Origin of the sequence: Aeromonas sp. R1-2 (assembly GCF_040908505.1) — a bacterium.
GTDB lineage: Bacteria > Pseudomonadota > Gammaproteobacteria > Enterobacterales > Aeromonadaceae > Aeromonas > Aeromonas veronii.
Genome location: NZ_JBFODU010000041.1, coordinates 21900 through 40930, shown reverse-complemented (window position 1 = coordinate 40930; position 19031 = coordinate 21900). Strand labels below are relative to the sequence as shown.

Genomic DNA, 19031 nt, shown 5'->3' with positions numbered 1-19031 from the left:
TCGAGTGAAACACTTCATGGATACCGTGTCTCCTTTCCCGGGGAATGGCTATGGCACAGCGAAGGTGTAGCACTATTAGGATCAGTTATTTAGCCGATGCCAATACTGGGTTTATATTCTTATCAAAAATAGATGAACTCATCACTACGAAACCTTATTTAATCACAACTCAAAAACAGTCAGATAGCAGTTCAAAACTCAACCGTTACGGTTGTGATTTAATGTGCATTATGTTTATAAAATAGTCTGGTAGACGTTAGAGAAAGCAGATCCACTTCAACAGACTTTGCTGATGACCAGAAGAAATAAAAACAAATCAATCAATCAATCAATCAATCAATCAATCAATCAATCAATCAATCAATCAATCAATCAATCAATCAATCAATCAATCAATCAATCAATCAATCAATCAATCAATCAATCAATCAATCAATCAATCAATCAATCAATCAATCAATCAATCAATCAATCAATCAATCAATCAATCAATACTGATGGTTTTTTATACATAAACCAATACCACAAAGTAGTTGAGACTCAATTATCACCATTTAATTTGAAAACGACAATAAGAACTCCAAAAATATTCTTCTTTCAAAATTTGACCGTTCTTAGATACTGGCATTCAGCAGTTTGCCAACCCCCTCCCCCTTGCCATTGGGCAGGGTCTGTTTAAAGGCGCCGAGCAGCTGGTCGAGGTGGAGATGGCTGGCACCGAGGGAATCCTTGAGAGTATCAAGCTGGCTTTGCAGCGCATCGAGGCGGGTGCTCTGGGTGCCGCTCGCCAGCTGGTTGCGGGCGCTGTCGATGGCAGCCGGGAGGGATTGGCCACCATTCTCCTGCCCCAGAGTCTGCATCAGCTCCCCCATAAAGTGGTTGATGGCAGCGCGATTTTGCTCGCTATTGGCATCCTTGATACCGAGTCGCTGGAACAAACTCTGGACGGTCGGGGCGAGGCGCTCTTCCTGCACGGTTTGGTGCACTGGCTCAGGTTTGGCACTGCTGCCGAGCAGCTGACTGCCCAGCTTGAGGGCGATAGAGGCAAGGGGAAGCAGACTGCTGATCATGATAACTCTCCGCGACAACGACCCATGATGGTGTTGCCAAGAGATGTGCATAAGCGGGGCCAGCACGGCAATAAAACGCACCGCACCGGCTAATCCCTTGAATGGCTGATCTATTTATTCAACCAGCACACCAGCACGCAGGAGATGGCCGAGTGCAAAGGGGTGTCAGGCGGCCAGTGGCTGCCGCCGCGGGCGGTAGTGGCAATATGGTGGCAAAGCGTTTTGCCGCCCACCCGAGCCGCGATCCCTTCCTTTCAAACCCTGCTCGCCAACTCTTTGAGCCACTTGCGCTGCTGATGGCACCAACAGAGTAAAACCTGACAAAAGCACCGCAGTGCTCAGGCACCGAATAACGACCTGCGGGCTTACTAATCGAGCGGTGATCCGCCCACAAGGCGTGACCAATAGAAATGAAAAGAGGCTCCAAAGAGCCTCTTTTTGTTTCCGTGTCTGAACCCGACTCAGCCCAGCAGTAGATAGAGCTGGTGAGCGGCCACACCGGCGCATAGGCCGCCGATGGTGTGGGCGACGATGGCGCGGGAGGTGAGGTGGCGATAGCCGAGGGCATCGAGCATGGCGGTATGGGTGCTCAGGAAACCGCTCCAGCACATCCCCATGGCGGTAAACACCGCGACCTCGTTACCGGTGATCCACCCCTTGGCGATAAAAGGGGGCACCAGCGACATGGCGGCACCGACCGCACCGAGCGAGGTAGCCGGGAAGGCAACCAGCTCCGGCTGCTGGAAGCCGAACAGCAGGTCAAACAGCCAGCTCACCTTGGCGGCCAGCACCGGCAGCAGGGCAACCCCCTGAAACGCTTCGCCGGTATAGCCCTTGTCGCCCGGGCCAAAGGTGAGCAGCATCACGAAGGTGCTGATGATCAGCACACCCGGGATCACCGCCATCCCCAGCTCCACACCGGATTTGCCGCCATCGAGCAGAGAGTTGAGGATCCGCAGCCAGCCGGGAGCCGCCTCTTTGGTCACCCCGACCTTGCGGCCGTCGGACGATACAGCGTCATCGTTCAGCACTTCCCCCACCAAGGGGCGGATCATCCGTTGCATCAATCGGGTAGAGACCACCGAGCCCACCAGAGCACCCAGCAGCCCGATCAGCGCCGCACTGGCCGTGGATTCACCGCTCGGCAGCTGCAAGGTGGCCATAAAGGTCACCACGATCAACCCCATGCCGAAGGCGGTGCCGAAGTTGGTGAGCGACACCAGCTGCCAAGGGGTGAAGCCTTTGCGAAAGCGGCTGTCCTTGGCGAGGCTGATCACCGCCGGGTTGTCGGAGAAGAAAGTCATCAGGGCCGCCAGCGCGGTGCGGCCAGGCAGACGAAACACCGGCTTCATCAGCGGAGCCAGCAGAACCTCCAGCAGGCGGATCACCCCGAACTCGCTCAAGAGCTGGCTCAGGGCACCGGAGAGCACTGTGATCCCCATGATAAAGAGCACGGTATTGAGCAGCAGCTGGTGGGCGGTATTGAACAGGGTGTTGACCATGGCAGAGAGGCCCATCTGGCTGCCGAGGTAACCGAACAGGCTGCCAAGAATAAGCAGCACCAGCACGGGTTCCATCCAGTTTCGAATGGCGGCAAGTCGCCCCTTTGACTCTATAACTACATGATTTTCCATATCTATCCTGCGGTTCATCTGTGCGTGTGTGGTTGTTTTTATGGTTAAAAAATGGCTGCGCCAAATAGAAAAAAGCCCTTGTCTTGCGACAAGGGCTTTTTGAATTGGCTCCTCCTACTGGACTTGAACCAGTGACATACGGATTAACAGTCCGCCGTTCTACCGACTGAACTAAGGAGGAATTGTAATTGGTGCCCAGAGACGGAATCGAACCGCCGACACGGGGATTTTCAATCCCCTGCTCTACCGACTGAGCTATCTGGGCAAATGGTGCCGGCTACCGGAATCGAACTGGTGACCTACTGATTACAAGTCAGTTGCTCTACCTACTGAGCTAAGCCGGCACACTTTAAACCATTGTGCATGAACAAATTTTTTCTTTCATGGCACCAAAATTGGTGCCCAGAGACGGAATCGAACCGCCGACACGGGGATTTTCAATCCCCTGCTCTACCGACTGAGCTATCTGGGCGTGGGCGCTATTAAACGGATTTTAAGGCGGATGGTCAACGGGAAATTTCACTTTTTGTCTTGTTCGTCTCTTTTTTGCGCAACATCGTCCATTTCTGCCACTTCTTCGGCACAGGCCGCGCCTTTTCGCCCCCAGACTCTGGGTTCCTCCCCCTTGAGCAGGCGGGAGATGTTCTCGTGATGGCGGATCAGGATGAGACAGGAGAGCAGGGAGACTGGCAGGGTATATTCGGGTTTGAGCAGGTAGGTAAAGAGCGGCGTCAGCAGCACGGTAATGATGGAGGCCAGCGAGGAGTAGCCGCTCACCAGCAGCACCAGCAGCCAGGTGCCAATCACGGCGCCCCCCATGGTAAAGCCGATGGGCATCATGGTACCCAGCGCCGTCGCCACCCCCTTGCCACCACGAAAATGAAAGAAGATGGGGTACATATGGCCGAGACAGGCGGCGACCCCGATAAAGCCGAGGTAGACGGGTTTGATCTGCAGATACCAGGCGAGATAGACGGGCACAGTGCCCTTGAGCACATCGAGCAACAGCACCACCAGCGCCGCCATCCGGCCACCGAGGCGCAGCACATTGGTTGCCCCCGGATTGTGGGAGCCATGATCCCGCGGGTCGGGCAGACCGGTGCAGCGGGAGACCAGCACAGCACTGGATAGTGAACCACCCAGGTAGGCCAGAATAATCATCAAAATCGTCAGGGCCGTCATCTTGGTCGTTTTTACCACGATATGAATGGGGTATGATGCGGGCCACATACGCTGGCATGGGCCCATGCCCACCCAGAGCGCCTCGGCAAGCCTGTTGCCCGGCCAGCATCCCTGCGCTGTCATCACAGCCCATCAAGAGTAAAGAAGAAGTACAGTCATGGACAAGGTGTTTATTCGCGGACTCGAAGTTTTGACCACCATCGGTGTATATGAGTGGGAGAAGGGCATTCGCCAAAAGCTCCGTTTTGACCTCGAGATGGGGTTCGACAACCGCCCCGCGGCAGCAACCGACGACATCAATCTGGCACTGGATTATGCCGACCTCTCCAACAAGATTTGCGAGCATGTCAGCGGCAAGGTGGTTGAGCTGGTCGAGACCATGGCCGAGCAGGTCGCCATGCTGGTGCTCGCCGACGAGCGGGTGCAGTGGGTCAAGGTGACCCTCACCAAGCCGGGCGCCGTGCCCAATGCCGCCGGGGTCGGTGTCGAGATCCTGCGCCATCGCCCCCCGGCCGCGAGCAGCAACTGATGACCACCATCTATATCAGCCTGGGCTCCAACATCGAGCGGGAGCGCCACATTCGCGCCGGGCTCGATGCCCTGCACGCCGAATTTGGCGAGCTGCGGGTCTCCCGGGTATTCGAGAGCGAGGCGGTCGGCTTCAACGGCCGCCCTTTCTACAACCTGGTAGCGGCTGCCGAGACCGATCTGCCGCTGGCCACCGTCTGCCAGCGACTGCGGGCCATGGAGTTCGCCCACGGCCGCGAGCCGGATGCCAAGAAGTTCGCCCCGCGTACCCTGGATCTCGACCTGCTGCTCTATGGCGATCTGGTCTGCGACACCCCGCTGGTGCTGCCGCGCGGTGAAGTGCTCACCAACGCCTTCGTGCTCTGGCCACTGGCCGAGTTGGCCCCCAAACTGCGCCACCCGGTCGATGGCCGCACCATGGGCGAGCTGTGGCAAGCCTATGACAAGGCCTCCCAGCAGCTGTGCCCCATTCCCTTTCACTGGGAAGCGTGCGAATTGCAGCATCACTGATCCGCAAGGGCGCCTCACGGCGCCCTTGTTGTTTCCACGGACAGGGTTGCTTATCACGGATAAGAAAGTGTCATTGGGCCTGACCCTGCGAGGCTGGCAGGATAGCGCCCACTACAGGAGAACCCCATGCCACTCGATACCATTCACCATTTCAACTGCCAGTTGCTGGCTGAACTGCCCCACCAGCGCTATGAGCATGAACCCATCCTCGACTACGCCACCGATGAAAAGGTCAAGGCCCGCCTCGGCTGGCAGGCGGAGTTCAGCAAGACCCTGTTTCTCAAGTTCAAGGATGGCCGCTTCGCCCTGCTGCTGACCCACAGGGACGGGCGGCTCGACAACAAGGCGGTCAAGGCCGCACTCGGTGCCAAGCCCTCCATCTGCACCGCCGAAGAGATGCAGGCGGAGATTGGCTGCCTGCCGGGAGCGGTCTGCCCCTTCCTGCCCCGTGCCGATATTCCACTACTGGTGGACCCGCAACTGCTCAACCACACCGCCTTCACCTGGACCCCGGGCCACCCGGAGCAGACCTTTCTGCTGGCGACCGAGCATCTGGCCGAAGTGCTGGCGCAGCTCCCCTGCGAGGTCAGCTATCTGCCCGCCCAGACGGCGTAGCCCCATCGCGCGCCAGCTGGGCGAAGATCAGCGCCGCCAGCATGGAGAGCAGCCCGACACAGAGGTAGGTAAGGTGGAACCCGGCCAGCCACTGGCCCTCGGCCACTAAGGAGCCCGCTGAGGTACCCGCCGAGAAGAGCCCGAGCAGGCTGGCGGCAATCGCCACCCCCAAACTCATGGAGAGCTGCATCACCACCGAGAGCAGGCCGTTGCCACTGCTGGCCAGGGTCGGGCTGAGATCTTGCAGCGTGAGAGTGTTCATGGCGGAGAACTGCAGCGAGTTGATGGCGCCGAAGATCGCCAGCCAGCCCAGCAAGACCCCGTAGGGGAGCTGGTTGTCGATGAAATAGAAGCTGGCGATCATCGCCCCCAGTAGCAGGGTGTTGCCGATCAGAATGCGGCGATAGCCCACCTTCGGAATAAGCTTGTTCACCAGCGTCTTGGTCAGCATGGCGCCAATCACGGTGGGGATCATGGTCATCCCCGCCTTGCTCGGGGAGAAACCGAGCCCCAGCTGCAGAAACAGCGGGGTGAGGAAGGGCATGGCGCCGCTGCCGAGGCGGGCAAACAGGTTGCCCCAGATGCCGATGGCAAAGGTGGTGGTCTTGAACAGGTTCAGGCTAAAGAGCGGCTGCTGTGCATTGGCGGCATAGAGCCAGTAGCTAGCCATCGCCGCCAAGCCGAAGATCAGTGCAAACAGCGCCCAACCGGTGGAGATGCTGTGCTCCCCCAGCCCCTGCAAGCCGACCGACACCAGCACCATACCGACGCTGAACATCACAAAGCCCTGCCAGTCGAACCGGGCGGTCTGCTGCCGCAGCTCCGGCATAAAGTGCCAGCTGGCGATAAAGCCGAGCAACCCCACCGGCAGGTTGATGAGAAATACCCAGTGCCAGCTCGCCACTTCCACCAGCCAGCCACCGAGCGCCGGCCCCATCAGCGGGCCGAGCAGCCCCGGGATGGTGACAAACGACATCACCCGCAGCAGCTCGTGCTTGTCATAGACCCGCAGCACCGCCAACCGTCCCACTGGCATCAGCAGCGCACCGCCAATCCCCTGAAGCACACGGGCGGCCACCAGCATGGAGAGGGAATTGGAGGCGGCACAGGCGAGCGAGCCGAGGGTAAAGAGCGAGATGGCGGCCAGATAGATGCGGCGGGTACCGAATCTGTCTGCCAGCCAGCCGGAGGCCGGGATCAGCAGCGCCACCGTCAACATGTAGGCGATGATCACCGACTGCATCTGCAGCGGGCTCTCTCCCAAGGTCTCGGCCATGCTGGGCAGGGCGGTGTTGAGAATGGTGCCATCCAGCGCTTGCATAAAGAAACCGACCGCCGCCAGCAGGGGCAGCCACTTGCGCTGGGCATCTGTCACTGTGTGGCTCATTGCCACCTCCATTATTTTTGCGGGGGAGCGGCGGCGGTCAGGAAGAGATCGACACAACTCAGGGTCCAGGCATCCTGCTCGGCAGCACTCAGGGTCAATGGCAGACCTAGCTCACGGAGCATGCGTTCCTTGCCCTGCCACATCAGCAACAGCTGCAAGGCGGCCTGTTCGCTGTCTTGATGGCACAGCAGGCCTTGCTGCTTTTGTTGCTCCAGCCAGTTGGACAGCATCTCGGTCACATAGAGCGGGCCCGCCTCGAAAAAAAGGGTGGCCAGCTGGGCATCGTTGCAGCTGATGCAGGTGCGAAAGATATTGATGGCGTCATCGCTCAAGATCAACTTGCGAAAGCTGCGGCCAAAGGCAATCAGACTCTCCCGCACATTGTTGCCACGCAGCAACACCTCCGGCATCAGCTCGCTGCTGACGCACTTGCTGCCCACCGCTTCGGCAAACAGCGACTCCTTGTTGGCAAAATGGCTGTAGACCGTCTGCTTGGAGACGCCCGCTTCACTGGCCACCATGTCCATGCTGACCAGATGCAGACCGTGCTGACAGAAGAGCCGCCCGGCAGCATCGAGGATCGCAGCCCGCTTCTGCTGACTACGGGGTGAAATGTTCATTTTTCCTCCACAATCAAACTGGACAGTCTAGTTTCGAAAAACTAGACTCACCGGTATGATTTGATGTTATGTCAACCAGAGGATGATGTCATGACACTTTGCTTAATCCTGCTGGCGCTGTTACTGAGTGGCTGCAGCCCGGTCACAGAGTCAGAAGAAACACCCGTCCTGACCCGGGTGATCGCCCAGCCGCTGCAAGCCAGCGATCACTACCCGGTGCTGCACCGCTTCAATGGCAGGGTGATCGCCCCCGAGCACAGCCAGATAGGCTTCGAGCTGGCAGGGCGGATCGCCACTCTGCACAAGGGACGCGGAGAGCCGGTCGCGGCTGGCGAACTGCTCGCCACACTGGATACCCGGCTGCTGGCAGTGGAAGCCAAAGAGCTGGCCGCCCGGGCTGCCCAGAACGAGGCCGAGCTGACCCTTGCCCGGCAGACGCTCGAACGGCTCACAGCCCTGCGCCAGCAGCAGTTCAGCTCCCGTCAAGCACTGGATGAACAGCAAGGCAAAGTCCGCATGCTGGAGGCAAGCGCCAACCAGCTGGCCGCCGCCCTCGAAGCCAACCGGGTCAAACAGGAGAAATCACAGCTGCGTGCGCCCTTCAACGGAATCGTAGTCAGCCGCGAGCAGGCATTGGGGGCTGTGGTGGCCGCAGGCCAGCCTCTCTTCTCCCTCACCCGCAGCGGCCAGTGGGAGGCCGATATCGGCGTGCCGGTGAAACAGGCCGAGTCCCTGATCGTCGGCCAACACTACCCCCTGCAAAGCGGTGCGCAATCACTGGAGGGTCGCCTGCTTAATCTGGGGGTACAAGTGGACGGGCAGACCCACACCCGCACCGCCCGCTTCCAGCTGACCCGGGGCGGCGAACAACTGGCAGAAGGGCAACTGATCACCCTGCTGCATCAGACCCGCGAGCCCACCCGCGCCTACGAGGTGCCGCTCACCGCGCTGACCCAGGGATTGCGCGGCAGCTGGACCCTCTATCTGCTCAACGACGAAACGCCACCCCGAGTGGTCAGTCGGGACGTCACCCTGCTGCAGCAAGATGGCGAACGAGCCTGGATAAGTGGTGCCCTGAACGGACAAGAACAGCTGGTGACCGATGGCCTGCATAAACTGGTGCCGGGCCAACAGGTCACCCTGACCACCAGTGTGGATCATCAGGCGGCGCATCCGGAGCCACAGTCATGATCCGCCCGTTTATCGAGAATGGCCGTCTGCTGCTGTTGACGGTCGCGCTGCTGCTGACGGCCGCCCTTGCGGCATTGCAGACCCTGCCCAGAACCGAAGATCCCCAGCTCACCAGCCGTTTTGCCAGCGTGGTTACCCACTTCCCCGGGGCCAGCGCCGAGCGGGTGGAGGCGCTGGTGAGCGAGCCCATCGAGAACCGGCTGCGGGCCCAGAGCGAGATCAAGCTGATCGAGTCGAGCTCTCGCCCCGGTCTCTCCATCATCAATCTGGAGCTCAAGGATGAAGTCAGCGATGTCGAGCCCGTCTGGTCCAGAGTCCGTGACCGGCTGGCAGATCTTGCCGCCGGACTGCCAGCCGGCGCCAGTGCCCCCAAGCTGGATGACGAGAAGGGCTACCCCTTCACCCGGCTGGTCAATGTAGTCTGGCGCGGGCCGGGCCAGCCACAGCTGGATCGCCTCGCCCGCTACAGCGCCGAGCTGGAACGCCGGGCTCGCCAGCTGCCGGGCACCGAATACGTCGAGCGGGTCGGGGCACCGCAGGAGGAGATCGAGGTGCGGTTCGATCCCCTCGCCCTCAGTGCCAGCGGCATGAGTGGCGAACAACTTGCCCAGGCGCTGAGCGGTGCCGATGCCAAAGTAGCCGCCGGGGAGTTGCAGGGCAGCCACAATCGCTTTCAGGTGGAGATCCGCGGCGCCCTCGATACCCTGGAGCGGATCCGCCAGATCCCGCTGCGTACCGGCGAGCAGGGCCAGACCCTGCGCCTTGGCGATCTGGCCGAGGTAAGACGTACCCTGCACCAGCCGGAGAGCCAGCTGGCCTTTGCCAATGGTGAGCGGGCCGTGGTGGTTGGCCTGCGCATGGCACAGGATCACCGCATCGACCTCTGGTCGGCACGGGTCGATACCATGCTGGCCCAGCTGCAACAGGACTTGCCGGATAATATCGGCCTCGTCACCAGCTTCGATCAGCAGCGTTATACCGATCAGCGGCTCGACACCCTGCTCATCAACATTGTGCAGGGCTTCCTCATCATAGTGGCTGTGCTGCTGGTGACCTTGGGAGTCAAGGCCGCCATTATCGTGGCCATGTCGCTGCCGCTTACCGTGGCGTTCTCATTCGCCTGCATGAACCTGAGCAATCTGCCCATTCACCAGATGTCGGTCACCGGTCTGGTGGTGGCGCTCGGGATCATGGTGGACAACGCCATCGTCATGGCGGATCGGGTGCAGTATCAGCGCCGTCACGGCATGGCCATGAGTGCCGCCGCACTGGAAGCCATCGGCCACCTCTGGCTGCCACTGCTGGGCTCCACCCTCACCACCATGCTCGCCTTTATGCCGATCATTCTGATGCCGGGCCCGGCGGGCGAGTTTGTCGGCGGCATCGCCTGGGCGGTGATCTGTTCACTGCTGGGATCCTACCTCATCGCCCACACCCTGGTGGCTGGCCTCGCAGCCCGCTGGATTGGCAGTGATCAGGGGGGACGCTGGTATCAGGATGGCTTGCACCTGCCCCGGGTGAGCGCCCGTTTCCAGCAGAGCATCGCCATGGCGCTGGCTCACCCCTGGCGAACCATGCTGTTGGTCAGTCTGCTGCCCCTGCTCGGTTTCTGGGTGGCGGGCCGCCTCACCGAACAGTTCTTTCCCCCTGCCGACCGGGACATGATCCACATCGAGGTCAGCCTCTCCCCACAGGCGAGCCTGGCGCGCACCCGCGAGCTGGCACTGGGGATCTCCGCCGAGCTGGCCAGCCTCCCCGAGCTGGTTCGTCAGGATTGGGTGGTGGGCGACAACGCACCCAGCTTCTACTACAACCTGGTGCCCAGAAAACAGGGGCGGGCCGATTACGCCCAGGGGATGATCACCCTGCAGGATGCCGATGCCGCCGAGCGGCTCATTCCACAACTGCAGCAGCGGCTCGATGCAACATTTCCCGAAGCGCAGATCCTGGTGCGCAAGCTGGAACAGGGGCCGCCTTTCAATGCCCCGGTCGAGCTGCGGCTGTTTGGCCCCGACCTTGAACAACTACACCGTCTGGGAGAGGAGCTGCGCAGTCTGCTCGCCAATACCCCAGCCGTGGTGCAGACCCGCGCCACCTTGCAGGCAGGGGCCCCCAAACTCTGGTTGCAGGTCGATGAGGAGGCCGCCCGACTGGCAGGCATGAGCCTGACCGATGTTGCCTCCCGGCTGGCGGGCGCACTGGATGGCAGGTTGGGCGGCACTGTGCTGGAAGGCACCGAGTCAATCCCGGTTCGGGTGCGACTGGCCGAGCCCTTGCGTCAGGATCCGGATGCGCTGCTCAATGTGCCGCTGTCGCTCACCGGCACCGGCCAGCAAGGGGCAGCCAATCTCACCTTGCGGGCGCTGGCCACTCCCGAGCTGCTGCCAAGCTGGGGGGAGATCAGCCGCCGGGATGGTGAGCGGGTCAATGTGCTGGAGGCCTATCTGGCGGTCGGCGTATTGCCGCAAACCGTGCTGGAGCAGGTCAAAGAGAGGCTGGCCGCCAAGGCGCTGGCATTGCCGCCGGGCTATCGACTGGAGTTTGGCGGGGAAGCCGCCAAGCGGGATGAATCGGTGGGCAATCTGATGGCCCATGTCAGCCTGGTCGCCGTGCTGCTGGTGGCCGTGCTGGTGCTCAGCTTCAACTCGTTCCGGCTGGCGGGCATCGTCACCCTGGTGGCGATCCAGTCGGCGGGGCTCGGCCTGCTGTGGGTCTGGCTACTGGGGTACCCCTTCGGGTTTACGGTGATCATCGCCCTGCTGGGACTGATGGGGCTGGCCATCAACGCCGCCATCGTCATTCTGGCCGAGCTGAAGGCAGACCCGCTGGCACAACAGGGCAATCTGCCGCAGATCCGTGACCTGGTGGCCGGTTGCAGCCGCCACATCGTCTCAACCACCATCACCACGGTGGGCGGCTTCATCCCGCTATTGCTGGGGGGCGGCGGCTTCTGGCCCCCCTTTGCCATCGCCATCGCCGGTGGCACAGCGCTGGCGACCCTGCTCTCGTTCTACTTTGTGCCGGTGGCGTTTGTGCTGTTCAACCGTCGCAGTCCTGACCCGGTGCAGGAGAGCTGCAACACGCAAGATCAGTTGTCGGGCTGACCCAGCATGGCTTTGAGCCGCTCTTCCAGAGTGGGCTCGGGGGCCTTGAGGGTCGCCATAAAGAGCTGCTCGATACCGGCCTTGTCCTGACTTTTCACGATAAACACCAGTCGGGACTGGGCCTTGCCCTCCGGCCAGTCGCCCAGCGCCTGCAGCGGATAGAGCTGGCCGTGGACGCCGTGGATCACCACCGGCTGGCTCTCCCCTTCCAGCAGCAAGATCCCCTTGAGCCGCAACAGGGCATCGCCATACTGCGCCTGCACCGCATCGATGGCGGCCAGCAGGCGAGAGGGCTTGAGCGGCTCGCCGATACGCAGGGAGAAACTCTCGATGTTGCCGTGCTCGAAGTGGGTGGGCGCAGCTGTGCCCACCTTGGCGGCGAACGGTTGCATCTTCGGCTGCATCGGTGACGCCAGCCCCTGCTTGGGGGATTCGGTGCGCAGCCAAGCAAGCAGCTGGCGTACATCACGCCCGGCCGCTTCGTTGTAGGCACCCAGCTTATCCAGCACCTTGGGCGAGAGTTCGCCATTGGTCACCCGCTCGATCGGGGCCGCCGGATTGAGTGCCGCCAGCTGGGCTTCGACCCGCGCCAGCTGCTCGTCATCCACCAGATCGCCTTTGCTCACCACCAGCAGATCCGCCAGCGCCACCTGTTTCACCGCCTCATACTGGGCCGCCAACTGCTGCTCGATATGACCGGCATCCACCACGGTGACAGTGCCATCGAAGCGGTAGCGCTGGGCGATAAAGCCCTCTTCGCGCAGGGTAAACAGAACGGGGGCTGGGTCAGCCAGACCTGTGGTCTCGATAATCAGCCGCTTGAACGGTTTGATCTTGCGCTGGATGGCCTTCATAAACAGCCCCTGCAACGCCTCCACCAAAGAGCCCTGCACCGAGCAGCAGATGCAGCCGGAGTCGAGCAGCATCACCTGCTCATCCACCTGTTGCACCAGATGGTGATCCAGCCCCACCGAGCCGAACTCGTTGATCAGCACGGCGCACTCACCGAGCTCCGGCTGCTTGACCCAATGGTTGAGCAAGGTGGTCTTGCCGCTGCCGAGAAAGCCGGTCAGCAGAGTCACTGGGATACGGGTATCTTGCATATCGGTCATGTCAGATCCTTACCGGTTGGCAAACAGGTCGCTGAGCCAGCGGTTTTCAAAGCGGCCGTGGGGGTCGAGCTCGGCTTTCAACGCCACGAAGTCGTTCCAGCGCGGCAGCAGGGCCGGGAAGTCGTAGAGATCCATCGCCAGATGCTTGCCGAAGTGGGGGATGCCGCCAAGCGGCGCCAGCAGTTGCTGCAGCTCGCGCATCTGCTCCATGGAGCCGTTGACGAAGGTGCCGTCCGCCGCCAGATAGACCAGAAAACCGATCCAGCAGACCGACTGGCCATAAGCGGCGCTGAGCCAGGCCTCGGAGGGGCCGGTACATCGCAGGATAAAGGGGTAGTGCAGCACGCCCGGGTTGGCCCGCTGCCACGCTTGCAGGATCTCCAGTGCCTCGTTCATACGATGAAGCGGCACCGCCACCTCACAGTTGATCTGGGGGGCCGGGATCCCCTTGCAGAGGATCTGGTAGACGTTGCCCACCAGATCGGAGGCATCCTTGAAGCGGCGCACCGTCTCGAAGTGCTCACCCGCCAGCGCCTCATCCTTGGTGTCCTTCGCCATCTTCTGCAGGGTGGCGTCGATGGTGGCGTTCATGCGGGCATCGATATCGCCATCCAGCAGCAGCGGCTCGCTGCCACCGGCACGATAGCGGGCCACCTCCTCATCAGAGGCGGGATCCACCAGCCAGATGTGGCTCTCGCCGGTCCAGGCAAACCACCAGCTCTTCACAAAGCCGTGCTCGCGGTTGAGCCGCTCGTTGTGCTCCAACAGGAAGGAGTAATCGGTGGTGAACTTGGTGCAGCGCATGATGCGGTTGGGCACGGTACGCAGGGTGACGTCGAGCAGGATGCCGAGCATCCCCATCCCCATCACGAAGGCACCGAAGCGCGGGTCGGTGCGATCCACCCGGATGATGTCGCCATTGGCCAGCATCACCGTCATGGCCTCCACCGCATCGCAGAGGGCAGACTGGTGCAGTCCCTGACCGTGGGTGCCAGTGCTGAGGGCGCCGCCCAGGGTCTGGATGCCGATGACACCGGGGGATGCGGGCAGCATCCGCTCCATGGCGATCAGCTCGGCATAAACGGTATCGAGCGGCGTCCCCGCCTGATAGGTCACGGTATCGGCAGTTTTGTCCAACTGGCCGCGCAGGTGGTGCAAGTCCACCAGCAGTGCCTGACTGCCCTCGGCATAGACGCTGTGGATGGGTTCGAAGGAGAGGCCGGAGCCGATAAGGCGCAGCTTGCGCTCGGGGTGTTCCCGCAGCAACATTTGCAACTCGTCGCAGCTTTTCGGGCGCCACACCTGATCCAGCGCTCCGAGGGGATTGGTTCTCGACCAGTTGAACAGCACCTCCCGATTACCGATCGCCTTGATGCTGTGAAATGCCTGGAACTGAACCGTCATACCGCGCCTCATCTTTTACTGACGTCAAAATGAGCGCCGATTCTACCGAAAAGCGAGCCACAAGGCATGGAAAACAAGCCCCTGCACTCGAGGGGGGATAGGGAGAGAGCACTCCCCTACCCTGCCAGACGGGAGCTTGTCCGCCCGTCTGTCACCGATAGATCAGGTGGCGTTCGAGATGCCTCGCACCCCATCTGGCTGGCGGGTCTGTGCCTCTTCCGGCAGCAGCTCCTCGCAGAACTGGCGCAGCGGCATGGGGCGGGCAAACAGGTACCCCTGCAGATAGTCGACCCCTTTAGCCCTGAGGTAGTCAGCCTGACGCTCGCTCTCCACCCCTTCCGCCACCAGCGCCAGACCGAGCCGGGTCGCCAGATCGATCACGTTATCCACGATATGTTCCGAGAGCGACTCGGTACCGATGCGGGCGATAAAGGATTTGTCGATCTTGAGGTAATCCACATGAAACTGCTGCAGGTAAGCCAGGCTGGAGTGGCCGGTGCCAAAGTCGTCGATGGCGAGTTTGACCCCCATCTCGTCCAGCTGACGGAACAGGGAGAGGGTCTGGGGATCTGACATCAACAGCTCCCGCTCGGTCAGCTCCAGCACCAGTACCACCTTGCCGGGGAGGAAATGCCCGAGGAAGGCGCGACACTCGGCCAGCAGGGCAAAATCGTGGCAATGGGCGGCGCTGATGTTGAAGCTGATATGAAACCCATCGGGCAACTGCTCCTGAGAGCGGTTCAACCTTGTCGCCACCTGCTTCATGATATGGGTGGTCATGGGGACGATCAGTCCCGACTCCTCCGCTTGCGGGATAAAGAGATCGGGCCGGATCACCCCTTCATTGACATGCTCCCAGCGCATCAGCACCTCGGCGCCCATCATCTTGCCGTCGTGGCTGGCAATCAGCGGCTGCAGGTAGGGAACAAACTCCCTGGCTCGCAGGGCCCGTCGCAACTCATCTGTTGGCGAGCCGGGACGCCCCAGCACCCACCACACCAGCCAGGCCAGCAAAAGCGAGGAAACCGCCAGCCACGACAGCGCCACATGCCGCGCGGCCCACAGCGACTTCCAGTAGACCGGCATGGCATAACCGGCATGGATGGTGAAAGGATAATGGGATGATGTGAGGGCCTGGCTGATCCCGCGATGGAGGGTGGGCGCCTCGCTCAGATAGCGGCCAGACTCATTGAGCCAGGCCGACCCCACCTGCAGATAGAGCGCACTGGATTTTCCGCTCATGGAGAGCATGAAGCTGAGCTGGGTACTGTCGATGGCGCTCAAGGCGGCATCCTTGCCCTGCTCGGTGCGCACCACCAGCAGCGGGTGATTTTGCCGCACCCGGTTGCCACTCATCAGCAGCAGCTTGCGGCCGGTGTAGATGGAGCCGTCATCGGCATCATTGGCCTCACCAAACAGCGAAGTGCAATTGATGATGCCGTTTCGCACCAGATTGACCGAACGCAGGAAGGGCTCGATGGCGACCTTCTTGCGCAGCACCAGCAGGTTGTCGCGACAGGGAGCATTCACCAAGGGCAGCACGGAGCGATTGGCCTGCTCCGCATGATCCAGCATCGACTCCATCAGGGTTCTGGCCTTGTGGGCCGAGGCGCTGGATTCCGCTTTCAGCTCCTGCACATAATTGCTGTGGATGAGCCAAGCTCCCACCAGCAGCGGCAGGGTAAAGACCAGCAAGGCACCGCCGAAGCGTAACCCGGTTCGGGAGAGATCGATCCTGAACAGAAACATAAAGAACCACGCCGCAATTCGTCAGGCCTGCCAACGCAAGCACCCAGTGAACAGATATCCACTTTCCCTCGATAACGATGCCTCATCATTACCGCACATAACCGAACAACATAACCCAAAGCGTTTATAAAACGAACCACCAAACAGGTGGTTGGATCTCTCTAGCAAGGATCGTGCAAACAATCTTCAAAAAAGACGGTGAATAACACACAAATAAATAATGCCGCGTAAATACGCGGCATTATTGGCTTCTTATCGCGCAAATCGCGCAAGAACTCCGTTAAACGGCTTGCTGCAGGATCACCGCATCGGCCTTCTTGGTGTAGGAGGCGATCTCGTTGAAGTTGAGGTAGCGGTAAGTATCTGCCGCAGTGGCATCCAGCGCCTTGGCGTATTGCAGGTACTCCGCCACAGTCGGGATCTTGCCGAGGATGGCGGCAACGGCTGCCAGCTCCGCAGAGGCCAGATAGACGTTGGCACCTTTACCCAGACGGTTCGGGAAGTTACGGGTTGAGGTAGAGACCACGGAGGCCCCTTCCGCTACCCGCGCCTGGTTACCCATGCACAGGGAGCAGCCCGGGATCTCGATGCGGGCACCGACGCGACCAAAGATGCCGTAGTAGCCCTCTTCGGTCAGCTGATCCTTATCCATCTTGGTGGGCGGAGCGATCCACATGCGGGTCGGCAGCTCGCCCTGATACTTCTCGAGCAGTTTGCCGGCGGCACGGAAGTGACCGATGTTGGTCATGCACGAACCGATGAACACTTCGTCGATCTTGTCGCCAGCCACGTCGCTCAGCAGACGGGCATCGTCCGGGTCGTTCGGCGCACAGAGGATTGGCTCCTTGATGGTGGCCAGATCGATCTCGATGATCTCGGCGTACTCGGCATCCTTGTCCGCTTCCATCAGGGTCGGGTTGGCCAGCCACTCTTCCATCCCCTTGATGCGGCGGGTGATGGTGCGTACGTCGCCGTAGCCTTCGGAGAGCATCCATTTCAGCATCACGATGTTGGACTTCAGATACTCGATGATCGGCTCTTTATCCAGCTTGATGGTGCAACCGGCAGCGGAGCGCTCGGCGCTGGCGTCCGCCAGCTCGAACGCCTGCTCCACTTTTAGGGTCGGCAGACCTTCGATCTCGAGGATACGGCCGGAGAAGATGTTCTTCTTGCCCGCTTTCTCGACGGTCAGCAGCCCTTTCTGGATGGCGGCGTAGGGGATGGCATGAACCAGATCACGCAGGGTGATGCCCGGTTGCAGCTCGCCCTTGAAGCGCACCAGCACGGACTCCGGCATATCCAGCGGCATCACGCCGGTGGCGGCGGCGAAGGCCACCAGACCGGAGCCCGCCGGGAAGGAGATACCGATGGGGAAACGGGTGTGGGAGTCACCACCGGTACCCACGGTATCCGGCAGCAGCATGCGGTTCAGCCAGGAGTGGATGACGCCGTCACCCGGACGCAAGCTCACACCGCCGCGGTTCATGATGAAGTCCGGCAGGGTGTGGTGGGTCTGTACGTCGATGGGCTTCGGATAGGCGGCAGTGTGGCAGAAGGACTGCATGGTCAGATCGGCGGAGAAGCCGAGACAGGCCAGATCTTTGAGCTCGTCGCGGGTCATCGGGCCCGTGGTGTCCTGAGAGCCGACCGTGGTCATCTTGGGCTCGCAGTAAGTGCCCGGGCGAATGCCCTTCACGCCGCACGCCTTGCCCACCATCTTCTGGGCAAGGGTGAAGCCTTTACCGGTATCGGCCACCGGCTGCGGGCGACGGAATACGGTGGAGAACGGCAGACCCAGCGCTTCGCGGGCCTTGTCAGTGAGGCCGCGACCGATAATCAGCGGGATACGGCCACCGGCGCGCACTTCGTCGATCAGCACGTCGGTTTTCAGTTCAAACTGCGCTAGCACCTGTTCGGTGCCGTGTTTGCAGATCTTGCCGGCATAGGGGTAGATGTCGATCACATCGCCCATTTCCAGCTTGGAGACATCCACTTCGATAGGCAGAGCACCGGCATCTTCCATGGTGTTGAAGAAGATCGGGGCAATCTTGCCACCCAGACAGACACCGCCAGCACGCTTGTTCGGCACGAACGGAATGTCGTCGCCCATAAACCAGAGCACCGAGTTGGTGGCGGATTTACGGGAAGAGCCGGTACCGACCACGTCACCCACGTAGGCCAGCGGGAAGCCTTTCTCTTTCAGGGCATCGATGGTCTTGATGGGGCCGACGGCGCCATCCTTGTCCGGAGTAATGCCGGGACGGGCGTTTTTCAGCATCGCCAGGGCGTGCAGCGGAATGTCCGGGCGGGACCAGGCGTCCGGTGCCGGCGAGAGGTCGTCGGTGTTGGTTTCGCCGGTCACCTTGAACACGGTGACGGTGATCTTCTCGGCCAGCTCCGGGCGGGAGAGGAACCACTCGGCATCAGCCCAGGATTGCATCACTTGCTTGGCGTGGACATTGCCCGCCTTGGCCTTCTCTTCCACGTCGTGGAAAGAGTCAAACATCAGCAGGGTGTGGGAGAGCCCCTTGGCGGCAAGCGGCGCCAGAGTGGCGTGATCCAGCAGGTCGATCAGCGGTTGAATGTTGTAACCACCCTGCATGGTGCCCAGCAGCTCGACAGCTTCGGCGGCAGTCAGGATGGGAGAGTGGGCTTCGCCCTTGGCGACGGCGGTGAGGAAACCGGCTTTGACATAGGCCGCTTCATCAACACCGGGGGGAATACGGGAGGACAACAGCTCTTTCAGAAAGTCTTCTTCGCCAGCGGGCGGGTTCTTGAGCAGCTCAACCAGGGCGGCGACCTGCTCTGCATCCAGAGGTTTGGCAACCACGCCCTCGGCGGCACGTTCTGCGACGTGTTTACGGTATGTTTCAAGCACGACTAATTCCTCTTTGGTCTTTTTTTGGGGTTCGCCCACGCTCGCGG

The 19031-nt window shown here is 60.9% G+C and carries 14 protein-coding genes and 4 tRNA genes; 5 read left to right on the top strand and 13 right to left on the bottom strand.

Translation table 11 applies throughout. The annotated features are described in order from the left end of the window. Positions 1–614: 614 nt before the first annotated feature. The 7 genes from AB5Y76_RS15285 to plsY form a co-directional block, all read right to left on the bottom strand. A complete protein-coding gene (locus AB5Y76_RS15285) occupies positions 615–1070 on the bottom strand; it encodes a hypothetical protein (protein WP_263718062.1) in 456 nt (151 codons plus the stop codon). 461 nt (positions 1071–1531) lie between these two features. Continuing rightward, a complete protein-coding gene (locus tag AB5Y76_RS15280; RefSeq protein WP_005355060.1) occupies positions 1532–2704 on the bottom strand; it encodes a nucleoside recognition domain-containing protein in 1173 nt (390 codons plus the stop codon). 105 nt (positions 2705–2809) lie between these two features. Continuing rightward, positions 2810–2885, bottom strand: a tRNA-Asn gene (locus tag AB5Y76_RS15275). An 8-nt stretch (positions 2886–2893) separates the two neighbouring features. Further along, a tRNA-Phe gene (locus tag AB5Y76_RS15270) sits at positions 2894–2969 on the bottom strand. A gap of 3 nt (positions 2970–2972) precedes the next feature. Next, positions 2973–3048, bottom strand: a tRNA-Thr gene (locus AB5Y76_RS15265). A gap of 52 nt (positions 3049–3100) precedes the next feature. After that, positions 3101–3176: transfer RNA gene (locus AB5Y76_RS15260), tRNA-Phe, on the bottom strand. A 47-nt stretch (positions 3177–3223) separates the two neighbouring features. Next, positions 3224–3886 (bottom strand): glycerol-3-phosphate 1-O-acyltransferase PlsY, encoded by a 663-nt coding sequence (plsY, locus tag AB5Y76_RS15255; RefSeq protein ID WP_263718061.1) that lies wholly within the window; start codon positions 3884–3886, stop codon positions 3224–3226. A gap of 157 nt (positions 3887–4043) precedes the next feature. Here plsY and folB point away from each other — a divergent pair, with 157 nt between their 5' ends. The 3 genes from folB to AB5Y76_RS15240 all read left to right on the top strand — a co-directional run bounded on the left by folB (position 4044) and on the right by AB5Y76_RS15240 (position 5539). Then, the gene (gene folB, locus AB5Y76_RS15250) at positions 4044–4415 is read left to right on the top strand and encodes a dihydroneopterin aldolase (protein ID WP_258721564.1); all 372 of its coding nucleotides are present in this window, start codon (positions 4044–4046) and stop codon (positions 4413–4415) included. Beyond that, positions 4415–4924: a 2-amino-4-hydroxy-6-hydroxymethyldihydropteridine diphosphokinase gene (gene folK / locus AB5Y76_RS15245; protein WP_263718058.1), complete on the top strand. Its 510-nt coding sequence runs from the start codon at positions 4415–4417 to the stop codon at positions 4922–4924. Before folB ends, folK begins: the two co-directional genes overlap by 1 nt. Before the next feature lie 126 nt (positions 4925–5050). Beyond that, positions 5051–5539: a YbaK/EbsC family protein gene (locus tag AB5Y76_RS15240; RefSeq protein WP_263718056.1), complete on the top strand. Its 489-nt coding sequence runs from the start codon at positions 5051–5053 to the stop codon at positions 5537–5539. On the opposite strand, the gene mdtD is transcribed toward AB5Y76_RS15240, so the two are convergent. Both mdtD and AB5Y76_RS15230 read right to left on the bottom strand, forming a co-directional pair. Then, the gene (gene mdtD, locus AB5Y76_RS15235; protein ID WP_263718055.1) at positions 5511–6926 is read right to left on the bottom strand and encodes a multidrug transporter subunit MdtD; all 1416 of its coding nucleotides are present in this window, start codon (positions 6924–6926) and stop codon (positions 5511–5513) included. The two genes, AB5Y76_RS15240 and mdtD, sit on opposite strands and share 29 nt — an antisense overlap. 11 nt (positions 6927–6937) lie before the next feature. Then, complete coding sequence (locus AB5Y76_RS15230; protein ID WP_129503166.1) at positions 6938–7546, bottom strand: TetR/AcrR family transcriptional regulator; 609 nt, start codon at positions 7544–7546, stop codon at positions 6938–6940. A gap of 90 nt (positions 7547–7636) precedes the next feature. Here AB5Y76_RS15230 and AB5Y76_RS15225 point away from each other — a divergent pair, with 90 nt between their 5' ends. After that, positions 7637–8737, top strand: coding sequence for an efflux RND transporter periplasmic adaptor subunit (locus AB5Y76_RS15225; RefSeq protein WP_129503165.1), 1101 nt, complete (start codon positions 7637–7639; stop codon positions 8735–8737). Then, positions 8734–11841: an efflux RND transporter permease subunit gene (locus tag AB5Y76_RS15220; protein ID WP_263718054.1), complete on the top strand. Its 3108-nt coding sequence runs from the start codon at positions 8734–8736 to the stop codon at positions 11839–11841. Before AB5Y76_RS15225 ends, AB5Y76_RS15220 begins: the two co-directional genes overlap by 4 nt. Here the strand turns inward: AB5Y76_RS15220 and AB5Y76_RS15215 are convergent. From AB5Y76_RS15215 to acnB, 4 genes are all read right to left on the bottom strand, one after another. Further along, positions 11826–12953 (bottom strand): GTP-binding protein, encoded by a 1128-nt coding sequence (locus tag AB5Y76_RS15215; RefSeq protein WP_263718053.1) that lies wholly within the window; start codon positions 12951–12953, stop codon positions 11826–11828. The genes AB5Y76_RS15220 and AB5Y76_RS15215 overlap by 16 nt on opposite strands. Before the next feature lie 9 nt (positions 12954–12962). Beyond that, positions 12963–14357: a D-arabinono-1,4-lactone oxidase gene (locus AB5Y76_RS15210; protein ID WP_263718052.1), complete on the bottom strand. Its 1395-nt coding sequence runs from the start codon at positions 14355–14357 to the stop codon at positions 12963–12965. Between the two features lie 162 nt (positions 14358–14519). Beyond that, the gene (locus tag AB5Y76_RS15205) at positions 14520–16106 is read right to left on the bottom strand and encodes an EAL domain-containing protein (RefSeq protein WP_263718051.1); all 1587 of its coding nucleotides are present in this window, start codon (positions 16104–16106) and stop codon (positions 14520–14522) included. Positions 16107–16386: 280 nt separating this feature from the next. Next, complete coding sequence (acnB, locus tag AB5Y76_RS15200) at positions 16387–18984, bottom strand: bifunctional aconitate hydratase 2/2-methylisocitrate dehydratase (RefSeq protein ID WP_005355080.1); 2598 nt, start codon at positions 18982–18984, stop codon at positions 16387–16389. Positions 18985–19031 lie beyond the last annotated feature (47 nt).

What these genes read in the sequence shown, in the direction of transcription:
- AB5Y76_RS15285 (WP_263718062.1), bottom strand. Translation starts at nt 1,070, where the DNA reads ATGATCAGCAGTCTGCTTCCCCTTGCCTCTATCGCCCTCAAGCTGGGC.
- plsY (WP_263718061.1), bottom strand. Translation starts at nt 3,886, where the DNA reads ATGACGGCCCTGACGATTTTGATGATTATTCTGGCCTACCTGGGTGGT.
- AB5Y76_RS15205 (WP_263718051.1), bottom strand. Translation starts at nt 16,106, where the DNA reads ATGTTTCTGTTCAGGATCGATCTCTCCCGAACCGGGTTACGCTTCGGC.
- AB5Y76_RS15210 (WP_263718052.1), bottom strand. Translation starts at nt 14,357, where the DNA reads ATGACGGTTCAGTTCCAGGCATTTCACAGCATCAAGGCGATCGGTAAT.
- AB5Y76_RS15215 (WP_263718053.1), bottom strand. Translation starts at nt 12,953, where the DNA reads ATGACCGATATGCAAGATACCCGTATCCCAGTGACTCTGCTGACCGGC.
- AB5Y76_RS15280 (WP_005355060.1), bottom strand. Translation starts at nt 2,704, where the DNA reads ATGGAAAATCATGTAGTTATAGAGTCAAAGGGGCGACTTGCCGCCATT.
- AB5Y76_RS15230 (WP_129503166.1), bottom strand. Translation starts at nt 7,546, where the DNA reads ATGAACATTTCACCCCGTAGTCAGCAGAAGCGGGCTGCGATCCTCGAT.
- AB5Y76_RS15225 (WP_129503165.1), top strand. Translation starts at nt 7,637, where the DNA reads ATGACACTTTGCTTAATCCTGCTGGCGCTGTTACTGAGTGGCTGCAGC.
- folK (WP_263718058.1), top strand. Translation starts at nt 4,415, where the DNA reads ATGACCACCATCTATATCAGCCTGGGCTCCAACATCGAGCGGGAGCGC.
- AB5Y76_RS15240 (WP_263718056.1), top strand. Translation starts at nt 5,051, where the DNA reads ATGCCACTCGATACCATTCACCATTTCAACTGCCAGTTGCTGGCTGAA.
- mdtD (WP_263718055.1), bottom strand. Translation starts at nt 6,926, where the DNA reads ATGAGCCACACAGTGACAGATGCCCAGCGCAAGTGGCTGCCCCTGCTG.
- AB5Y76_RS15220 (WP_263718054.1), top strand. Translation starts at nt 8,734, where the DNA reads ATGATCCGCCCGTTTATCGAGAATGGCCGTCTGCTGCTGTTGACGGTC.
- folB (WP_258721564.1), top strand. Translation starts at nt 4,044, where the DNA reads ATGGACAAGGTGTTTATTCGCGGACTCGAAGTTTTGACCACCATCGGT.